The sequence below is a fragment of the Citrobacter sp. Colony219 genome, from assembly GCF_019382635.1.
GTDB lineage: Bacteria > Pseudomonadota > Gammaproteobacteria > Enterobacterales > Enterobacteriaceae > Citrobacter > Citrobacter youngae.
In genome coordinates this window covers 3,110,781-3,130,151 of sequence record NZ_CP080033.1, presented here as the reverse complement: position 1 = coordinate 3,130,151, position 19,371 = coordinate 3,110,781, and the positions used below count along the sequence as shown (strand labels likewise).

At 52.5% G+C, this 19,371-nt stretch carries 18 protein-coding genes and 3 tRNA genes; 14 read left to right on the top strand and 7 right to left on the bottom strand.

Features of this window, described 5'->3' with window-relative positions; all coding sequences use genetic code 11:
• The first annotated feature begins 1 nt into the window (after position 1).
• From fabH to ptsG, 11 genes are all read left to right on the top strand, one after another.
• Positions 2 to 955: a beta-ketoacyl-ACP synthase III gene (fabH, locus tag JTI85_RS14155; protein WP_005129019.1), complete on the top strand. Its 954-nt coding sequence runs from the start codon at positions 2 to 4 to the stop codon at positions 953 to 955.
• A gap of 15 nt (positions 956 to 970) precedes the next feature.
• Complete coding sequence (fabD, locus tag JTI85_RS14150; protein ID WP_061068121.1) at positions 971 to 1,900, top strand: ACP S-malonyltransferase; 930 nt, start codon at positions 971 to 973, stop codon at positions 1,898 to 1,900.
• Between the two features lie 12 nt (positions 1,901 to 1,912).
• The gene (fabG, locus tag JTI85_RS14145; protein WP_003036255.1) at positions 1,913 to 2,647 is read left to right on the top strand and encodes a 3-oxoacyl-ACP reductase FabG; all 735 of its coding nucleotides are present in this window, start codon (positions 1,913 to 1,915) and stop codon (positions 2,645 to 2,647) included.
• Positions 2,648 to 2,802: 155 nt separating this feature from the next.
• Complete coding sequence (acpP, locus tag JTI85_RS14140) at positions 2,803 to 3,039, top strand: acyl carrier protein (protein ID WP_000103754.1); 237 nt, start codon at positions 2,803 to 2,805, stop codon at positions 3,037 to 3,039.
• A gap of 86 nt (positions 3,040 to 3,125) precedes the next feature.
• A complete protein-coding gene (gene fabF, locus JTI85_RS14135) occupies positions 3,126 to 4,367 on the top strand; it encodes a beta-ketoacyl-ACP synthase II (protein WP_005129014.1) in 1,242 nt (413 codons plus the stop codon).
• Positions 4,368 to 4,497: 130 nt separating this feature from the next.
• Positions 4,498 to 5,307: an aminodeoxychorismate lyase gene (gene pabC, locus JTI85_RS14130; protein ID WP_199953293.1), complete on the top strand. Its 810-nt coding sequence runs from the start codon at positions 4,498 to 4,500 to the stop codon at positions 5,305 to 5,307.
• A gap of 2 nt (positions 5,308 to 5,309) precedes the next feature.
• The gene (gene yceG / locus JTI85_RS14125) at positions 5,310 to 6,332 is read left to right on the top strand and encodes a cell division protein YceG (protein WP_061068119.1); all 1,023 of its coding nucleotides are present in this window, start codon (positions 5,310 to 5,312) and stop codon (positions 6,330 to 6,332) included.
• A complete protein-coding gene (gene tmk, locus JTI85_RS14120) occupies positions 6,322 to 6,963 on the top strand; it encodes a dTMP kinase (protein ID WP_048211240.1) in 642 nt (213 codons plus the stop codon). Before yceG ends, tmk begins: the two co-directional genes overlap by 11 nt.
• Positions 6,960 to 7,964: a DNA polymerase III subunit delta' gene (holB, locus tag JTI85_RS14115; RefSeq protein WP_219351655.1), complete on the top strand. Its 1,005-nt coding sequence runs from the start codon at positions 6,960 to 6,962 to the stop codon at positions 7,962 to 7,964. The genes tmk and holB overlap by 4 nt, the downstream gene beginning before the upstream one ends.
• Before the next feature lie 10 nt (positions 7,965 to 7,974).
• On the top strand, positions 7,975 to 8,772 hold the full coding sequence (locus JTI85_RS14110; protein ID WP_048211242.1) for a metal-dependent hydrolase: 798 nt from the start codon (positions 7,975 to 7,977) through the stop codon (positions 8,770 to 8,772).
• Positions 8,773 to 9,065: 293 nt separating this feature from the next.
• Positions 9,066 to 10,499 carry a PTS glucose transporter subunit IIBC gene (ptsG, locus tag JTI85_RS14105; RefSeq protein ID WP_005128998.1) on the top strand — a complete coding sequence of 478 codons (1,434 nt, stop codon included), beginning with the start codon at positions 9,066 to 9,068 and terminating at the stop codon, positions 10,497 to 10,499.
• 55 nt (positions 10,500 to 10,554) lie between these two features.
• On the opposite strand, the gene JTI85_RS14100 is transcribed toward ptsG, so the two are convergent.
• From JTI85_RS14100 to JTI85_RS14085, 4 genes are all read right to left on the bottom strand, one after another.
• A complete protein-coding gene (locus JTI85_RS14100; protein WP_219351654.1) occupies positions 10,555 to 12,333 on the bottom strand; it encodes an aminopeptidase P family protein in 1,779 nt (592 codons plus the stop codon).
• 15 nt (positions 12,334 to 12,348) lie between these two features.
• Entirely contained in the window at positions 12,349 to 13,803 is a 1,455-nt protein-coding gene (locus JTI85_RS14095) for an AMP nucleosidase (RefSeq protein WP_219351652.1), read from the bottom strand.
• Positions 13,804 to 13,921: 118 nt separating this feature from the next.
• Positions 13,922 to 15,238 (bottom strand): shikimate transporter, encoded by a 1,317-nt coding sequence (gene shiA / locus JTI85_RS14090; RefSeq protein WP_061068116.1) that lies wholly within the window; start codon positions 15,236 to 15,238, stop codon positions 13,922 to 13,924.
• 217 nt (positions 15,239 to 15,455) lie between these two features.
• A tRNA-Asn gene (locus JTI85_RS14085) sits at positions 15,456 to 15,531 on the bottom strand.
• A gap of 326 nt (positions 15,532 to 15,857) precedes the next feature.
• On the opposite strand from JTI85_RS14085, the gene nac reads away from it, so the two are divergent.
• A complete protein-coding gene (gene nac, locus JTI85_RS14080; protein WP_219351650.1) occupies positions 15,858 to 16,775 on the top strand; it encodes a nitrogen assimilation transcriptional regulator NAC in 918 nt (305 codons plus the stop codon).
• A 101-nt stretch (positions 16,776 to 16,876) separates the two neighbouring features.
• Positions 16,877 to 17,827: an HTH-type transcriptional regulator Cbl gene (gene cbl, locus JTI85_RS14075; RefSeq protein ID WP_048211294.1), complete on the top strand. Its 951-nt coding sequence runs from the start codon at positions 16,877 to 16,879 to the stop codon at positions 17,825 to 17,827.
• A gap of 42 nt (positions 17,828 to 17,869) precedes the next feature.
• On the opposite strand, the gene JTI85_RS14070 is transcribed toward cbl, so the two are convergent.
• A tRNA-Asn gene (locus tag JTI85_RS14070) sits at positions 17,870 to 17,945 on the bottom strand.
• A gap of 99 nt (positions 17,946 to 18,044) precedes the next feature.
• A complete protein-coding gene (mtfA, locus tag JTI85_RS14065; RefSeq protein ID WP_219351648.1) occupies positions 18,045 to 18,842 on the bottom strand; it encodes a DgsA anti-repressor MtfA in 798 nt (265 codons plus the stop codon).
• A 93-nt stretch (positions 18,843 to 18,935) separates the two neighbouring features.
• Between mtfA and JTI85_RS14060 the strand changes: the two genes are divergently transcribed.
• A tRNA-Ser gene (locus JTI85_RS14060) sits at positions 18,936 to 19,025 on the top strand.
• A gap of 170 nt (positions 19,026 to 19,195) precedes the next feature.
• Here JTI85_RS14060 and JTI85_RS14055 read toward each other — a convergent pair.
• Positions 19,196 to 19,371 (bottom strand): porin (locus JTI85_RS14055; protein ID WP_219352584.1); only part of this gene is annotated, 176 nt, incomplete at its 5' end.

Below are 19,371 nucleotides of genomic sequence, written 5' to 3'. Positions count from 1 at the left end.
CATGTATACGAAGATTATTGGTACTGGCAGCTATCTGCCTGAACAAGTGCGTACTAACGCCGATTTGGAAAAAATGGTCGAGACATCTGATGAGTGGATCGTCTCTCGTACAGGTATCCGCGAACGCCATATTGCTGGGCCAAATGAAACCGTTGCGACGATGGGCTTTGCCGCCGCTAACCGTGCACTTGAAATGGCCGGCATCGACAAAGAACAAATTGGTCTGATTGTGGTTGCTACCACGTCATCAACCCACGCATTTCCAAGCGCGGCGTGCCAGATCCAAAGTATGCTTGGGATTAAAGGCTGTCCGGCGTTTGATGTTGCAGCGGCCTGTGCTGGTTTTACCTATGCACTTAGTGTTGCCGATCAGTATGTAAAATCTGGCGCGGTCAAACATGCGCTGGTTGTCGGATCGGATGTGCTGGCGCGCACCTGTGATCCAACCGACCGTGGGACGATCATTATTTTTGGTGATGGCGCGGGTGCAGTTGTACTGAGCGCATCAGAAGAGCCAGGTATTATCTCCACCCATCTGCACGCTGACGGTAGCTATGGTGAACTGCTGACGCTGCCTAATGCCGATCGCGTGAACCCGGAAAACCCGATTCACCTGACGATGGCGGGTAACGAAGTTTTTAAAGTCGCGGTGACCGAGCTTGCGCACATCGTTGATGAAACGCTGGAAGCAAATAACCTCGACCGTTCTGCGCTGGACTGGCTGGTGCCGCATCAGGCAAACCTTCGCATTATCAGCGCAACAGCGAAAAAGCTGGGGATGTCGATGGATAATGTCGTCGTCACGCTGGACAGACATGGCAATACGTCCGCTGCTTCCGTACCGTGCGCGTTGGACGAAGCCGTCCGCGACGGGCGAATTAAAGCAGGGCAGTTGGTATTGCTTGAAGCCTTCGGAGGTGGATTCACCTGGGGCTCCGCGCTGGTTCGTTTCTAGTATAAGGATTTTAACATGACGCAATTTGCATTTGTGTTCCCCGGTCAGGGTTCCCAAACCGTTGGAATGTTGTCTGATATGGCAGCAAGCTACCCAATTGTTGAAGAAACTTTTGCTGAAGCTTCAGCGGCGCTGGGCTATGATCTTTGGGCGTTGACTCAGCAAGGTCCGGCAGAAGAACTGAACAAAACCTGGCAGACGCAGCCAGCGCTGTTGACCGCATCTGTCGCGCTGTATCGCGTATGGCAGCAGCAGGGTGGTAAAACGCCTGCGCTGATGGCAGGTCACAGCCTGGGTGAATACTCTGCGCTGGTATGTGCGGGTGTTATCGGCTTTGCCGATGCCGTACGTTTGGTTGAACTGCGTGGCAAATTTATGCAGGAAGCCGTACCGGAAGGCACAGGTGGCATGTCTGCTATCATCGGTCTGGATGATGCCGCTATCGCGAAAGCGTGCGAAGAGTCTGCTGAAGGTCAGGTGGTTTCACCGGTAAACTTTAACTCACCGGGTCAGGTGGTTATTGCCGGGCACAAAGAAGCTGTAGAGCGTGCAGGTGCAGCTTGTAAAGCTGCTGGCGCTAAGCGTGCGTTACCGTTACCGGTTAGCGTTCCATCTCACTGTGCGCTCATGAAGCCTGCAGCCGAGAAACTGGCTGTTGAACTGCAAAAAATTACCTTTAACACGCCGACTGTTTCCGTTGTGAACAACGTTGACGTGAAGTGCGAAACCACTGCCGATGCTATCCGCGATGCGCTGGTTCGTCAGCTTTACAGCCCGGTTCAGTGGACTAAGACCGTTGAATTTATGGCATCTCAGGGCGTAGAGCACCTGTATGAAGTCGGTCCGGGTAAAGTCCTCACCGGTTTGACGAAACGTATTGTTGACACCCTGACTGCTTCGGCACTGAATGAGCCGGCGGCGATGTCTGCGGCGCTAGAGCAATAAAAGAGGAAAACCATGAGTTTTGAAGGAAAAATCGCGCTGGTTACCGGTGCAAGCCGTGGCATTGGCCGCGCAATTGCTGAGACACTCGTTGCCCGTGGCGCGAAAGTTATCGGTACTGCCACAAGCGAAAGCGGCGCGCAGGCCATTAGCGATTACTTAGGTGCAAATGGCAAAGGTCTGATGTTGAATGTGACCGACCCTGCATCTATCGAATCGGTTCTGGAAAATATTCGTGCAGAATTTGGTGAAGTCGATATCCTGGTCAATAATGCCGGGATTACTCGTGATAACCTGTTAATGCGCATGAAAGATGACGAGTGGAACGATATCATCGAAACCAACCTGTCATCTGTTTTCCGTCTGTCAAAAGCGGTAATGCGAGCTATGATGAAAAAGCGTCATGGTCGTATTATCACTATCGGTTCTGTGGTTGGTACCATGGGAAATGCGGGTCAGGCTAACTACGCTGCGGCGAAAGCGGGTCTGATCGGCTTCAGTAAATCACTGGCGCGTGAAGTCGCGTCCCGTGGTATTACTGTAAACGTTGTTGCTCCGGGCTTTATTGAAACGGACATGACGCGTGCGCTGTCAGATGATCAGCGTGCGGGTATTCTGGCGCAGGTTCCTGCGGGTCGCCTTGGTGGCGCTCAGGAAATCGCCAGCGCGGTTGCATTTTTAGCTTCCGACGAAGCAAGTTACATCACAGGTGAGACTTTGCACGTCAACGGCGGGATGTACATGGTTTAACCACGATTGAAAAATATTTGCGTTATTAGGGTGAATGGCCTCAAAATAGCGCAAAATCGTGGTAAGACCTGCCGGGATTTAGTTGCAAATTTTTCAACATTTTATACACTACGAAAACCATCGCGAAAGCGAGTTTTGATAGGAAATTTAAGAGTATGAGCACTATCGAAGAACGCGTTAAGAAAATTATCGGCGAACAGCTTGGCGTTAAGCAGGAAGAAGTTACTAACAATGCTTCCTTCGTTGAAGACCTGGGCGCGGATTCTCTTGACACCGTTGAGCTGGTAATGGCTCTGGAAGAAGAGTTTGATACTGAGATTCCGGACGAAGAAGCTGAGAAAATCACTACCGTTCAGGCTGCCATTGATTACATCAACGGCCACCAGGCGTAAGTGAACATCTCCAGGCGGTCATTCGACCGCCTGAGTTTTATCTTTTTTTCCCACTTGAATTATTTTTCCCTCCCTGGAGGACAACCGTGTCTAAGCGTCGTGTAGTTGTGACCGGACTGGGCATGTTGTCTCCTGTCGGCAATACCGTAGAGTCTACCTGGAAAGCTCTCCTTGCCGGTCAGAGTGGCATCAGCCTGATCGACCATTTCGATACTAGCGCCTATGCAACGAAATTTGCTGGCTTAGTAAAGGATTTTAACTGTGACGACATTATCTCGCGCAAAGAACAGCGCAAGATGGATGCCTTCATTCAATATGGAATTGTCGCTGGCGTTCAGGCCATGCAGGATTCTGGCCTCGAAATTACGGAAGAGAACGCTCACCGTGTTGGCGCCGCTATCGGCTCCGGTATTGGCGGTCTCGGTCTTATCGAAGAAAACCATACCTCTCTGGTAAATGGTGGACCGCGTAAGATCAGCCCGTTCTTCGTTCCGTCGACGATTGTTAACATGGTGGCGGGTCATCTGACCATCATGTACGGCCTGCAAGGGCCAAGCATCTCCATCGCCACGGCCTGTACTTCAGGCGTGCACAACATCGGTCATGCCGCGCGTATCATTGCATACGGCGATGCGGACGCGATGGTTGCGGGTGGTGCAGAAAAAGCCAGTACGCCGCTGGGTGTGGGTGGTTTTGGCGCAGCACGTGCGCTGTCTACGCGTAACGATAACCCGCAAGCGGCAAGCCGTCCGTGGGATAAAGAGCGTGACGGTTTTGTGCTGGGCGACGGCGCAGGTATGGTGGTGCTGGAAGAGTACGAGCATGCGAAAGCACGTGGCGCAAAAATCTATGCTGAAGTGGTTGGCTTTGGTATGAGCAGCGATGCTTACCATATGACATCACCTCCGGAAAATGGTGCAGGTGCTGCACTGGCGATGGTCAATGCGCTGCGTGATGCGGCGATTGAACCTGGTCGTATTGGCTATGTCAATGCGCATGGTACGTCCACACCAGCAGGTGATAAAGCAGAAACCCAGGCCGTGAAATCGGTGTTTGGTGATGCTGCACGTAGCGTGATGGTTAGTTCAACCAAATCCATGACCGGACACCTGTTGGGTGCTGCGGGCGCGGTAGAGTCTATTTTCTCTATTCTGGCGCTGCGCGATCAGGCTGTTCCACCAACCATCAACCTGGATAACCCAGATGAAGGTTGTGACCTGGATTTCGTTCCGCACGAGGCGCGTCAGGTTAGCGGTATGGAATACGCACTGTGTAACTCCTTTGGCTTCGGTGGCACCAACGGTTCTGTGATCTTCAAAAAGATCTAAGCACCAGCAGGTAACTTACCTGGCTCTAAGAGAAAAGGCCCGCTTGTCGGGCCTTTTTTTATTCAGTTTTCAGTCCTTGTCCTGGTTGACTCATCCTGCCAAACTAGCGGACCACGAATAAGGAGCCACTATGTTCTTAATTAATGGCCGTGAGCAGGATATGCTGGCTGCAAGCGATCGGGCGACGCAGTTTGGCGATGGCTGCTTTACCACTGCGCGTATTACCGACGGCGAAATTTGCTTTTTTGCAGCGCATCTCCAGCGTTTACAGGACGCATGCCAAACATTGTTTATCCCCTTCGATAAGTGGTCAGAACTGCGAGCTGAAATGGAAAAACTGGCTGCAGGGCACGCGCGTGGCGTACTGAAAGTGATTATCAGTCGTGGCAGTGGCGGTCGTGGTTACAGTGGGGCAGGCTGTCATGAGCCGACCCGTATCCTCTCCGTCTCAGTTTACCCTGCGCATTATGATAGCTGGCGAAAGCAAGGCATCATGCTGGCGTTAAGTCCTGTTCGTCTGGGGCGCAATCCGATGCTTGCCGGGCTTAAACATCTGAATCGACTGGAACAGGTGTTGATTCGCTCTCATCTTGAACAGACGGACGCAGATGAAGCACTGGTTCTTGACAGTGAGGGATGGGTTACGGAATGCTGTGCGGCTAATTTGTTCTGGCGTAAGGGCGATGTGGTTTACACTCCCCGGCTGGATCAGGCCGGCGTGAACGGCATTATGCGACAATTCTGTATCCGGATGCTGGCACAATCGCCGTTCAGTATTGTCGAAAAGTATGCCGGGTTGGAAGAGGTTATGCAGGCCGATGAAATCGTCGTCTGTAATGCGTTAATGCCTGTTATTCCCGTGCGTGCCTGTGGCGACACGCTGCTGTCATCACGTTTGTTATTCGATTTTTTAGCCCCACTTTGTGAGCACCCGAATTAGTCATGAAAAAACTGTTACTCGTTGTCCTGTTATTACTGGTTGTGCTGGGCATTGCCGCGGGAGTGGGAATGTGGAAAGTTCGCCATCTGGCGGACAGTAAGTTATTGATTAAAGAAGAGACGATTTTTACGCTGAAAGCGGGTACGGGCCGTCTGGCCCTTGGCGAACAGCTGTATGCGGACAAGGTTATCAATCGCCCGCGCGTGTTCCAGTGGCTGCTACGTGTGGAACCCGACCTGTCGCATTTTAAAGCCGGAACCTACCGTTTTACGCCCGACATGACGGTGCGGGACATGCTGCAACTGCTGGAAAGCGGTAAAGAGGCACAGTTCCCGTTGCGCCTGGTTGAAGGGATGCGCCTGAGCGATTACCTCAAACAACTGCGCGATGCGCCGTATATCAAGCATACGCTGAGTGATGATAACTACGAGACCGTTGCCCAGGCGCTGAAGCTGGAAAACCCGCAATGGGTGGAAGGCTGGTTCTGGCCAGATACCTGGATGTACACCGCGAATACTACCGACGTGGCGTTGCTAAAACGTGCGCATCAAAAAATGGTTAAAGCGGTGGACACCGTCTGGGAAAGTCGTGCTGACGGCTTGCCGTATAAAGACAAAAATCAACTGGTAACGATGGCCTCAATTATTGAGAAAGAGACGGCCGTTGCCAGTGAGCGTGATCAGGTGGCCTCGGTCTTTATTAACCGCTTACGTATCGGTATGCGGTTACAGACCGATCCGACCGTGATTTACGGTATGGGGGCACGGTATAATGGCAAATTATCGCGTGCGGATCTGGAAATGCCGACAGCCTATAACACTTATACCATCACAGGTTTGCCGCCGGGCCCGATTGCCATGCCGGGTGAGGCTTCGTTGCAGGCCGCAGCGCATCCTGCCAAAACGCCGTATCTCTATTTCGTGGCTGACGGTAAAGGCGGCCACACGTTTAACACTAATCTTGTCAGCCACAACCGCTCCGTGCAGGATTATCTGAAAGTGCTTAAGGAAAAAAATGGGCAGTAACTATATCGTTATCGAGGGCCTGGAAGGCGCCGGAAAAACTACTGCGCGTAATGTGGTGGTAGAGACTCTTGAGCAACTCGGGATTCGCGACATGGTATTTACCCGCGAGCCCGGTGGAACGCAGCTTGCGGAGAAATTAAGAAGTCTGGTGTTGGACATTAAATCGGTCGGCGATGAGGTGATTACCGATAAAGCCGAAGTCCTGATGTTTTATGCCGCGCGCGTACAACTGGTTGAAACGGTGATTAAGCCGGCGCTGGCAAAAGGCGCATGGGTTATTGGCGATCGTCACGATCTGTCGACCCAGGCGTATCAGGGCGGCGGTCGTGGCATCGATCAACACATGCTGGCAACACTGCGTGATGCCGTGCTTGGTGATTTTCGCCCTGACCTGACTCTGTATCTGGATGTGACTCCTGAGGTAGGACTAAAACGCGCTCGAGCACGTGGCGAACTGGATCGTATTGAACAGGAGTCTTTCGATTTCTTTAATCGCACCCGCGCACGCTACCTTGAACTGGCTGCCCAAGACGCCAGCATTCGTACAATTGATGCAACACAGCCGCTTGATGTCGTGATGGAGGATATCCGCACTACCATCACCGAGTGGGTGAAGGAGCAGGGCGCATGAAATGGTATCCATGGTTACGACCGGATTTTGAAAAACTGGTAGCCAGCTACCAGGCGGGTCGTGGTCACCATGCGCTACTGATTCAGGCGTTACCCGGCATGGGTGACGACGCGCTGATTTACGCTCTTAGCCGCTATTTAATGTGCCAGCAGCCAGAAGGACATAAAAGCTGCGGACAGTGCCGTGGCTGTCAATTGATGCAGGCAGGTACACACCCGGACTACTATTCGTTGCTGCCGGAAAAAGGCAAAAGTACGCTGGGTATTGATGCGGTACGTGAAGTCAGCGAGAAGCTGTACGAGCATTCACGCCTTGGCGGTGCGAAAGTGGTGTGGATCCCGGATGCCGCTCAGTTAACCGATGCCGCCGCCAATGCGTTGCTGAAAACGCTGGAAGAACCGCCCGCGCAAACCTGGTTTTTCCTTGCCAGCACAGAGCCAGCTCGCCTGCTGGCGACATTACGTAGCCGCTGCCGGTTACACCATCTTGCGCCGCCGCCTGAGTCGTATGCAATTTCCTGGCTTGCCCGTGAAGTAACAGCGTCGTCAGAAGCGTTGTTGAGCGCGTTACGCCTTAGTGCAGGTTCGCCCGGTGCGGCACTCTCGCTGTTACAGGCGGAAAGCCGGGCGCACCGGACCGACTTCTGTGCGGCACTGGCGAACACATTGCAGTCCGACGACTGGTATATCCTGTTGGCAGCACTCAACCATGAGCAAGCTGCGACCCGTTTACACTGGCTGGCAACGTTGTTTACAGATGCCCTCAAACGTCCGTATGGTGTTGCCCATTTAACCAATCCTGATGCTCTGACGTTGATATCGTCCATCGCTGAGCGGTTATCCGTCGCGCAGATACAGGCGATACTCGGTGACGTTTGTCACTGTCGTCAGCAATTGCTGAACGTGACAGGCGTAAACCGTGAACTGGTATTAACCGATCTTATTCTCCGTACTGAGCATTATCTGCAACCAGGCACCATACTGCCTGTTCCCCATCTTTGAGAGAGACATTATGTTTTTAGTCGACTCGCACTGCCATCTTGATGGCCTGGATTATCAATCTCTGCATAAGGACGTGGATGACGTGCTGGCGAAAGCGGCCGCACGCGATGTGAAATTCTGCCTTGCCGTTGCCACCACGCTATCGGGGTACCGCAGTATGCGCGAACTGGTTGGTGAGCGTGACAATGTGGTTTTCTCATGTGGTGTTCATCCGCTAAACCAGGATGAAACCTATGATGTCGAGGATTTGCGTCGTTTTGCCGCCGAAGAGGGCGTAGTTGCGATGGGTGAAACGGGGTTGGACTATTTTTACACCCCGGAAACTAAAGTTCGCCAACAGGAATCATTCATCCACCACATCCAGATTGGCCGTGAGTTACACAAGCCGGTTATTGTTCATACCCGCGATGCGCGTGCTGATACGCTGTCAATTCTGCGCGAAGAAAAAGTGACGGATTGTGGCGGCGTACTACACTGTTTTACAGAGGACAGGGAAACTGCGGGTAAATTGCTGGATCTCGGATTTTATATCTCGTTTTCTGGCATCGTCACGTTCCGTAATGCTGAACAGCTTCGTGATGCTGCGCGTTATGTTCCGCTGGATCGTTTGTTAGTTGAGACTGATTCCCCATACCTTGCGCCCGTGCCGCATCGCGGAAAAGAGAATCAGCCAGCCATGGTTCGTGATGTCGCCGAGTACATGGCCGTATTGAAAGGTGTTGCCGTTGAAGAACTGGCGCAAATCACCACAGATAACTTTGCCCGCCTGTTTCACATCGACGCCTCTCGCCTGCAATCAGTACGCTAACTGAGTTTTTTTAAAGCTCGTAATTAATAAACAAAGCGAGTAAAGTTCACCGCCATTAAATGGGCGGTGAATAACCAGTTGGAAACATTCAGATACTCATTTTATCGGAATGTGCGAGTTTTTCGGCCATCCACAGCTGAATTGTGATAGCCGTCAAACAAAAACGAACTGAATTATTTTACTCTGTGTAATAAATAAAGGGTACTTAGATACCCTGTCCACGGCGAGGTTCTCCCCCCTCGCCAATGCGTGAGAACGTAGAAAAGCACAAATACTCAGGAGCACTCCTAATTATGTTTAAGAATGCATTTGCTAACCTGCAAAAGGTCGGTAAATCGCTGATGCTGCCGGTATCCGTACTCCCTATCGCAGGTATCCTGCTGGGCGTCGGTTCCGCTAACTTCAGCTGGCTGCCAGCCGTTGTATCGCACGTAATGGCAGAAGCCGGCGGTTCTGTTTTTGCGAACATGCCGCTGATTTTCGCTATCGGTGTTGCGTTAGGCTTCACCAACAACGACGGCGTATCCGCTCTGGCATCCGTTGTTGCTTACGGCATCATGGTCAAGACCATGGCTGTTGTTGCGCCGTTGGTTCTGCATTTACCTGCTGAAGAGATCGCCGCTAAACACCTTGCTGATACGGGTGTTCTCGGGGGGATTATCTCCGGTGCGATTGCAGCGTATATGTTCAACCGCTTCTACCGTATCAAATTGCCTGAGTATCTGGGCTTCTTTGCCGGTAAGCGCTTCGTTCCTATTATTTCTGGTCTGGCTGCCATCTTCACAGGTGTGGTTCTGTCCTTCATTTGGCCGCCGATCGGTACTGCTATTCAGACGTTCTCCCAGTGGGCTGCATACCAGAACCCGGTCGTGGCGTTCGGTATCTATGGCTTCATTGAACGCTGCCTGGTGCCGTTTGGTCTGCACCATATCTGGAACGTTCCATTCCAGATGCAGATCGGTGAATACACCAACGCTGCAGGCCAGGTTTTCCACGGCGACATCCCTCGCTATATGGCGGGTGACCCGACTGCGGGCAAACTGTCCGGTGGCTTCCTGTTCAAAATGTACGGTCTGCCGGCTGCTGCTATCGCTATCTGGCATTCTGCTAAACCAGAAAACCGCGCGAAAGTGGGCGGTATCATGATCTCCGCTGCGTTGACCTCGTTCCTGACCGGTATTACCGAGCCGATCGAGTTCTCCTTCATGTTCGTGGCGCCGATCCTGTACATCATCCACGCTATCCTGGCTGGTCTGGCATTCCCGATTTGTATTCTGCTGGGTATGCGCGACGGTACATCATTCTCCCACGGTCTGATCGACTTTATCGTTCTGTCCGGTAACAGCAGCAAACTGTGGCTGTTCCCGATTGTCGGTATCGGTTATGCGATCGTGTACTACACCATTTTCCGTGTGTTGATCAAAGCGCTGGACCTGAAAACGCCGGGTCGTGAAGATGCGACTGAAGACAACAAAGCGGGCGCGACTGGCGAAATGGCGCCGGCCCTGGTTGCCGCGTTCGGCGGTAAAGAAAACATCACTAACCTCGATGCGTGCATCACGCGTCTGCGCGTCAGCGTTGCTGATGTTGCCAAAGTGGATCAGGCTGGCCTGAAGAAACTGGGTGCGGCGGGCGTTGTTGTCGCGGGTTCTGGTGTTCAGGCTATTTTCGGTACCAAGTCCGATAACCTGAAAACTGAAATGGATGAGTACATCCGTAACAGCTAAGCAGTAAGACGTTGGGGAGAACTAAGGCAGCCTGCGGGCTGCCTTTTTTATTGCCTTAATTGGCCTGAACGCGAATCGGCGCGGTGGCGGCGAACAGCCACGGACGAGCCTCTGCGTTCACGCGGGGGGATAACGTCTCTCTGACCTGCTGGTGGTAATCATCAATCCACTGTTTTTCTGCATCGCTGAGCAAATGCAGTTCAACCAGATTCAAATCAATCGGCACCAGCGTCAGCGTTGAGAAACGACAGAAGCCAGGGCGACTGTTGATAATCTCCACCTGATTCTCAATACGGATCCCATATTGTCCGGCCAGATAATAACCCGGCTCGATGGTAATGATATTGCCCGCAACCAGAGGCCAGGGGTTTACTTTTTTGGCGATGCGATGGGGTTGCTCATGGATGAGTAACTGATGACCCACACCGTGGCCGGTACCGTGATCAAAATCCAGACCTAAATCCCACAACGCCCGACGACTAAAGGCATCCAGTTGATGTCCCTGAGTACCGGTGGGAAACTGCAGTGAGATAAGCGACAAAAAGCCTTTCAACACGGCGGTGTAATGCAGACGACGCTGCGGATCCTGTGGACCAAAGGCGAGCGTTCTTGTTGTATCCGTAGTGCCATTTTGATACTGGCCGCCGGAATCATTCAGGTACATTGCCTGTGTGGTGATGGGGGTGTTTGTTTTCTCGCTGGAATGGTAATGACACATCGCCGCATTGCTGGCAGAGGCGGAAATAGTACTGAAACTTTGCTCTATAAATCCTGGCTGCTGCTGGCGAAACGCCAGCTGCTTGGCTTGTGCTTCCAGTTCAGTGACAGGATTACCTGCTGCCTCGCGCAGCGGAACCTCATGCGCCAGCCAGGCCAGAAAGTTTACCCATGCGGCGCCATCCTGTTCATGGCATTCCCGATACCCTGCCAGTTCAACATCATTTTTATGAGCTTTAATCAATGTGATGGGGTCGGGGGTCCAGAGAACCTCTCCTCCGTTTTGTTCAATGGCGAACCGCAGCGCGACTGGCGCATAGTCTTTATCAACCAGGAAACGCTTTCCTTGGGCAAGTTGCTGGCAGCGCGGAAGAAAGTTTTCTTGCGGGGCCAGCGTGATCGTCTCCAGCAACGATGCAGGCAGCTGCTGCGTCTTATTATTATCAACAAACCACTCCAGTTCGCCGCTGCGATGGAGCAGGGCAAACGAAAACGGCACTGGCACCATAGCCAGATCCGAACCGCGCACATTCAGCAGCCAGGCGATGTTATCCGGCAGCGTGATCGCCAGCACGTCGGCCTGATGCTGGGCCAGTTGTTCCACTATTCGTTCGCGCTTATGTGCGCTGCTTTCGCCGCTTATCTCAACGGGCATTTCACGAATTACACCACAGGGGGCGGCTGGACGGTCGAGCCAGATCTGGTCGAAGGGATCGCGTTCCATCGGAACCAGTTTGCAGTGAGTGGCCGACAGTGCTTCAAATTGGCTGTTGACCATCAGCAGAGGTTCAAAGCCGATACGCGCACCAGAGGTGACGTAAGCATGCAAGTAGTCGGCCAGAGGTTCCTCGTGCAAATGATGGATTTCAAAATCATCGAGAGAGACTTCGTTACGCACCTGGACCTGATAGCGCCCATCGACAAACATCAGCGCGCGATCGCGAAGTACCAATGCAAGACCAGCGGAACCGCTAAAGCCGGTGAGCCAGGCCAGTTTATTGTCATGTGGCGTACAATCTTCACTTTGGTGAGCGTCGGCGCGCGGAACAATCATGCCATCCAGTCCATGCGCTAACAGCAGACTGCGCAGGGCGGAAAGAGGAGTTGAGTTGTGCATAGTTACCTTCAGGCCTTAACGGAACGGCGGTTCGTTGAACGTACGTAATTTACGGGAGTGCAGTCGGTCGCCTTCAGCACGCAGACGGTCGATAGCCCGGATACCTATTTGCAGGTGTTCAGAAATGGCACCTTCATAAAAACGGTTGGCCTGACCAGGCAGTTTGATCTCGCCATGCAGTGGTTTGTCGGAAACACATAGCAGCGTGCCGTAAGGGACGCGGAAGCGGTAGCCCTGAGCGGCGATGGTGGCACTCTCCATATCGATAGCTACCGCGCGGCTGAGGTTAAAACGTAGCGCAGAAGCGGAATAGCGTAGCTCCCAGTTACGGTCGTCGGTGGTGACGACGGTTCCGGTACGTAAACGCTGCTTAACCTCTTCGCCGGGCATGCCGCTGACTTCTTTGGTAGCGTCATACAGGGCGCGTTGCACTTCCGCAATGCTCGGAATCGGAATGTCCGGCGGCAATACGGCATCCAGTACATGGTCGTCACGCAGATAAGCGTGGGCCAGAACATAGTCGCCAATTGCCTGACTTTCACGCAGACCGCCGCAATGTCCAATCATCAGCCAGACGTCAGGACGCAGTACGGCCAGATGATCGCAAATGGTTTTGGCGTTAGAGGGGCCGACGCCGATATTAACCAGCGTGATCCCCTGACCGTCGGCGGTGATTAAATGCCAGGCGGGCATCTGGTGTTTTTTCCACGCCAGATCGGAGATGGCCTCTTCCGGCGCTTCAGTTTCCGCGGTGATCCAGATCCCGCCCGCGCATGACAGCGCGATATACGGGCTGTCCGGATCGAGGATCTGGCTGCAACCCCAGCGCACGAACTCATCGACGTAGCGGGTGTAGTTGGTGAACAGTACAAAGGGCTGAAAGTGCTCAACCGGCGTTCCCGTGTAGTGACGCAGTCGCGCCAGCGAGAAATCGACTCGTCGCGCGTCGAAGTGCGACAACGGGGAGAACTCCGCCGGATGATAGGTACCATCCGCAGTTTCATCGCCAATCTGTGACAGCTCGGTGGTCGGAAAATGGCGCGTCAATCCGGCGCTCATCGAGCGGTCGAGCGTCAGTTCAGAGCCGTCAATGACATACGGATAGGGAATTTCATGTTGCGACGGCTCGACGGAAATATGCGCATCATAATCCTGATACAGCAGCGCCAGTTGTTCTTCAAGATAAGGGCGAAAAAGCGACGGGCGGGTGATGGTTGTGGTATAGCAGCCTGCATGGGTAAAACGGCCATAGGCGCGGGTTTTGGGGGGATTGGTGGCGCTGCCATCCCAGGTGACACAAAGCGATGGGTAAACAAAAAGACCGTTTTGGCGGGCGATGTCGTCAGGGAGCGTCCCTGTTTCAATATACTTACCAATGGCGCTACGCAGTGCTTTAACCGACTGCTCGTACTGTGCGTCCAGTTTATCCAATGCCTGAGCCGGGGTCAGGCTGGAGCCCTTATTGTTCATGTCTGTCTCCTTGTTCCACAGATGTACTGCTCTCCCGATAGTATGTCACAGGAATGTGAAACAAAAGTCAGACGTTGAGGAAGATTATGCGAAGACCCGATGGCCTTCGCACAAAGGTTTACGCGTGTTGCTTATCTCTCATCAGCATTGCGGTCACGGCCGAAATAAGGCATCCGGCCATCAGGTAAATGGCAACGCTGTGCCAGTCGCCACCGGAGAAAGTCACTAATGCAGCGGCAATAAAAGGCGTAAAACCACCGCCGACAACGCTGGCAACCTGATAACCCACGCCTGCGCCACTGTAGCGATAGCTTGCGCCAAACAGGCCGGTAAACATAGGCTGCTGTACGCAGACCACCATATCGTGCGCAATGTTGGCCAGCATAATCGCGAAGAACACTATCCAGAAAATGGACTGCGCTTCCAGCGCCATGAAGAATGGGAAGGCGCTCAGCGTACCGACCAGCGCACCGGTAATATAGACGCGCCGACGGCCAAAGCGATCGGCAAGCCAGGCAAAGCAGGGGATGGTCAAACAACTCAGCCCACCAACCAGTAACCCGATATTCAGAAACAATTCGCGCGGCAGCCCCAGGTTCTGCGTGGAGTAGTTGAGAGCAAATGCGGTAACAATGTACATCGTCAGGAGCTCACACAGACGCAGGGCGATAATTTTCAGAAATGCTCCTGGGTGACGGGTGAGCGCCTCGATAACCGGTAGCCGCTTTTTCACCGGTTGAGGGGCCTGTTTTTGCTGTTCGAATTCAGCCGATTCATCCATTCTGTTGCGCATCCACAACGCGCCCAGAACCAGCACAATGCTGAACAGGAACGGAATGCGCCAGCCCCAGCTCAGGAACTGCTCATCGGTTGTTTGCGAGCTAATCAGCGAGACCAGCCCCGTAGAGAGCAGTAGCCCGACGCCGTAACCGACCTGAACGCCGCTACTGTAGAAGGCTTTTTTATTTTTCGGCGCACTTTCGACCGAGAGCAACGCCGCGCCACCCCATTCACCGCCAACGGCGAATCCCTGAACGGCGCGCAGCGTCACCAGTAGCACAGGAGCCCACCAGCCAATGGTGTCAAAAGAGGGAATAATCCCGATCAGCGCAGTGGCAATACCCATCATCCAGACGGTAAGCATCAACATACGTTTGCGGCCCAGACGATCGCCGAAGTGGCCGAAGATTATCCCGCCTAACGGACGGAACAAAAATCCGACGCCAAAGGTGGCGAATGCGGCAAGTGTTCCCATCGCCGGACTAACCTGCGGGAAAAACTCGCGATTAAAGACCAGCGCGGCGGTGATGCCATAAAGCAGAAAATCATACCAGTCGACCACGGCACCCGCGAAGCTGCCGAGTGCGGCACGTCGGGCACGGTTAAGCGATGAGGTGTCCTGCTGGGGACCCGTGGAGGTGAGGGTGGAATCCATAGTTATCCTGTCTGTACTGTTTTTTAATTATTAGTATTGGAGTTAGGTTACGCACATTGCAGTCGAGGTATAAACGACTGTAATGAGACTACCGCGACAGACGAGAAGATAAAACGATTTTATCCCTTACAAGAGGACAAGATGAAAAATAAGACGATTGAAGAAATTAATAAGCAAAAAGCCCGCTTAAGTTTCCTTAAGCGGGCTTCTCTAAATATGGCTCCTCTGACTGGACTCGAACCAGTGACATACGGATTAACAGTCCGCCGTTCTACCGACTGAACTACAGAGGAATCGTGTGAACGAGGCGCATATTAGCGGGGGCGATGGGGGTTGTCAAAGGGGTAAATGAAATTGTGTGTTCGTTTGCTGACAAATTCAACAAAGCGGCGACCTTTCATGCTTTTTAGACATTTGCCCCATTCTGGTGCGGGTCTACCTCTTGTGGGGCAGCCCGGAAAAACGCGGAATCAGTAGAAGCGATCACTTTCCTGCGCCATCCCTTACTTAACGGGAGCTTAACATTAAATAATCGTCTACAGATGAAACTGGCAAGCATCTTGCAATCCTGAGTTTCATGATTGCCAGCATGGGTTCTGGTATTCCGACAGGAGGCAAAATGAACTTCAGACGACTGAAATACTTCGTAAAAATCGTCGATATTGGTAGCCTGACCCAGGCAGCGGAAGTATTGCATATCGCTCAACCCGCGCTGAGCCAGCAGGTTGCTACGCTGGAGGGGGAGCTGGATCAACAGTTGTTGATCCGCACCAAGCGCGGGGTGACGCCGACGGAGGCGGGGAAAGTGCTGTATACGCACGCCCGGACGATATTACGGCAGTGTGAGCAGGCGCAGCTTGCGGTCAATAATGTAGGGCAGACCCTGAGTGGACACGTCTCTATTGGCCTGGCGCCTGGCACGGCGGCATCATCAATTACCATGCCGCTATTACAGACCGTTCGCGCCGAGCTGCCCGATGTACTGGTCTATTTGCATGAAAACAGCGGGGCGGTGCTGAACGATAAACTGCTCGGTGGTCAATTAGATATAGCGGTGCTTTACGAGCGCTCGCCGATCGCGGGTATTTCCAGTCAACCGTTACTCAAAGAGGATCTTTACCTGGTGGGGACGCGTGAATGTCCTGGGCCTGGTGTCGATTTAACGGCAGTCGCGCAGATGAATTTGCTTCTGCCACGGGATTACAGTGCGGTCCGCCTCCGTGTTGACGAAGCCTTCTCACTGCGCCGCTTAACGGCCAAAGTAATAGGTGAAATTGATTCTATCTCCACCCTAACGGCCGCGATTGCCAGCGGTATGGGGGTGACAGTCTTACCTGAATCGGCAGCCCGGGCATTATGTCATGCAGCGAATGGCTGGATGGCGCGGATTACAACGCCCTCCATGAATCTGCCCCTCTCGCTTAACATGTCAGCCAGAGGCAGTTTGACACCACAGGCTCAGGCGGTGAAAGAGATCCTGTTGTCGCTGGTTAGCCGTCCGGCTCTGGAAAATCGGGAACTACAGCTGGTGAGTTAGACCTTATTCCAGCCAGGAATAAGATGCAGGTTTTTATTATTTGTTATGCCGGGCATCAGACTTTAACAATAGTGTAATGTCTGATGTACCCGGAGCGAAAAGTGAATTTCCAGCAACTTAAAATAATCCGCGAGGCGGCCCGTCAGGATTACAACCTGACGGAAGTCGCGAATATTCTTTATACCTCGCAGTCGGGGGTAAGTCGGCATATTCGTGAACTTGAAGATGAACTTGGCATCGAAATTTTTATTCGTCGTGGTAAACGTTTACTTGGCATGACCGAACCGGGGAAGGCGTTGCTGGTGATCGCTGAGCGCATTCTTAATGAAGCCAGTAATGTTCGCCGACTGGCGGACCTGTTTACCAATGACACGTCTGGTGTGCTGACCATTGCGACCACGCACACGCAGGCACGCTATAGTCTGCCAGCGGTGATCAAAGCATTTCGTGAGCTCTTCCCGGAGGTTCGCCTGGAGCTTATCCAGGGGACGCCGCAAGAAATTGACGTTCTCCTGCAAAATGGTGGCGCAGACATTGGTATTGCCAGTGAACGACTCAGCAGCGATCCGCTGTTGGTGGCGTTTCCCTGGTTTCGTTGGCAGCACAGCCTGCTTGTTCCACTCGATCATCCATTAGTTAAGGCTTCCCCGCTTACGCTTGAGTCTATTGCTCACTGGCCGCTCATTACCTATCGGCAGGGTATTACGGGGCGTTCACGTATTGATGAGGCATTTGCGCGTAAAGGTTTGGTGCCGGATATTATCCTCAGTGCACAGGACTCGGATGTGATTAAAACGTATGTAGCGCTGGGGCTGGGAATCGGGCTGGTGGCGGAGCAATCCAGTGGCGAGCAGGAGGAGGGGACGTTAACCCGCCTTGATACCCGGCATTTATTTGATGCGAACACCGTTTGGCTGGGGCTCAAACGTGGTCAGTTGCAGCGCAATTACGTCTGGCGATTCATCGAGCTATGCAACGCAGGTTTATCTGTGGAAGAGATTAAACGCCAGGCGATGGAGCCTGATGAAGTGATGATTGATTATCAGATATAAAGCAAAAAGCCTGCTTAGTTTCCTAAGCAGGCTTCTTAAATATGGCTCCTCTGACTGGACTCGAACCAGTGACATACGGATTAACAGTCCGCCGTTCTACCGACTGAACTACAGAGGAATCGTGTGAACGAGGCGCATATTACTGACCTCACCATGACGTGTCAACAGTAAAATTAATACGTCATATCAATTGGTTAATTAATCTTCAAATTCAGTATTAATGTACATTTGATGAGCGAAAATGGTCTTCTTCCTGGCTATCGCGCAACCGAAGCATTGGGTTCTGGCGATAGAACTGGAAAAAACGTTGCCACAATGCCGGAAAACGTGGTGCAAACAACTCGGGGGCGCTGAAGAAATACTCGGATAGTACCGCAAAGCATTCTGCAGGATCGGTTGCTGCGTAGGCATCTATACTGCAGGCCGTTTCACCCACCAGATCGATTTCATCCTGGATGTTGTTCATCGCGGCATGGAGATCGTGCTCCCAGTTCGCAATTTCTCTCAGCGGAATAGCCGGAACGCCGCTGGCGCGATCGCCATTACGCATATCAAGTTTATGTGCCACTTCGTGAATAATCAGATTAAAGCCGGAAGCATCGAAGGAATCCTGGATATCAAGCCAGTTCAGGATCACCGGACCCTGTTGCCAGCTTTGGCCTGACTGAATAATCCGTTGATTGTGCACCAGCCCAATATCATCTTCCCATTCGTCATCCAGGACAAACGGGGCAGGGTAAATAAGGACTTCATGAAAACCATCGAGCCACTCGATGCCTAATTCCAGAACAGGCAAACAGAAAAGCAGAGCAATTCGTGCACTTTTCAGTACGTCCAGTTCAAATCCTTGTAGCGCAACCAATCTTTTTTGCTGTAAAAAACGCTCAGCCAGGGCAATAAGCCTGGCTTGTTCTTGTTCAGTAAGATTCACCAGAAGAGGAATTGCCAGGGCATCATCCCAGGGCCAGTCATCATTCCGGGCTGTTTCTTGCTCTTTCCAGGGCCACTTAATCATCGTTTTGCTCGCAAACTCGTCACTTGAACGAAATTGACGGAACTGGGTCTGTTAAAATGCCAAATTACCTGGCATCATGGCAACCACCAGAACGGAGAGATGCCAGAGCGGCTGAATGGACCGGTCTCGAAAACCGGAGTAGGGGCAACTCTACCGGGGGTTCAAATCCCCCTCTCTCCGCCACTATTCAARCACTTGCACGCCTTGCTTTCAACGACAGCAGTCACGGATGTTTTTTTCTTTGAGTATCCTCACAAGTTTGTCGTTCTATTGCCTTGGTGACATAAAAATCCGCTTCAAATAAACAAAAAGCCCGCTTCATATGAAGCAGGCCTGATACGTATTGTGCAAAATTAGAACTGGTAGACTAAACCAACGGCAACAATATCGTCAGTCGCGATACCATTGCTTTCATAGAAGCTGTCATCTTCATCCAGCAGGTTGATTTTGTAATCAACGTAGGTGGACATGTTTTTGTTGAAGTAATAAGTCATACCCACATCAACATATTTGACCAGATCTTTGTCGG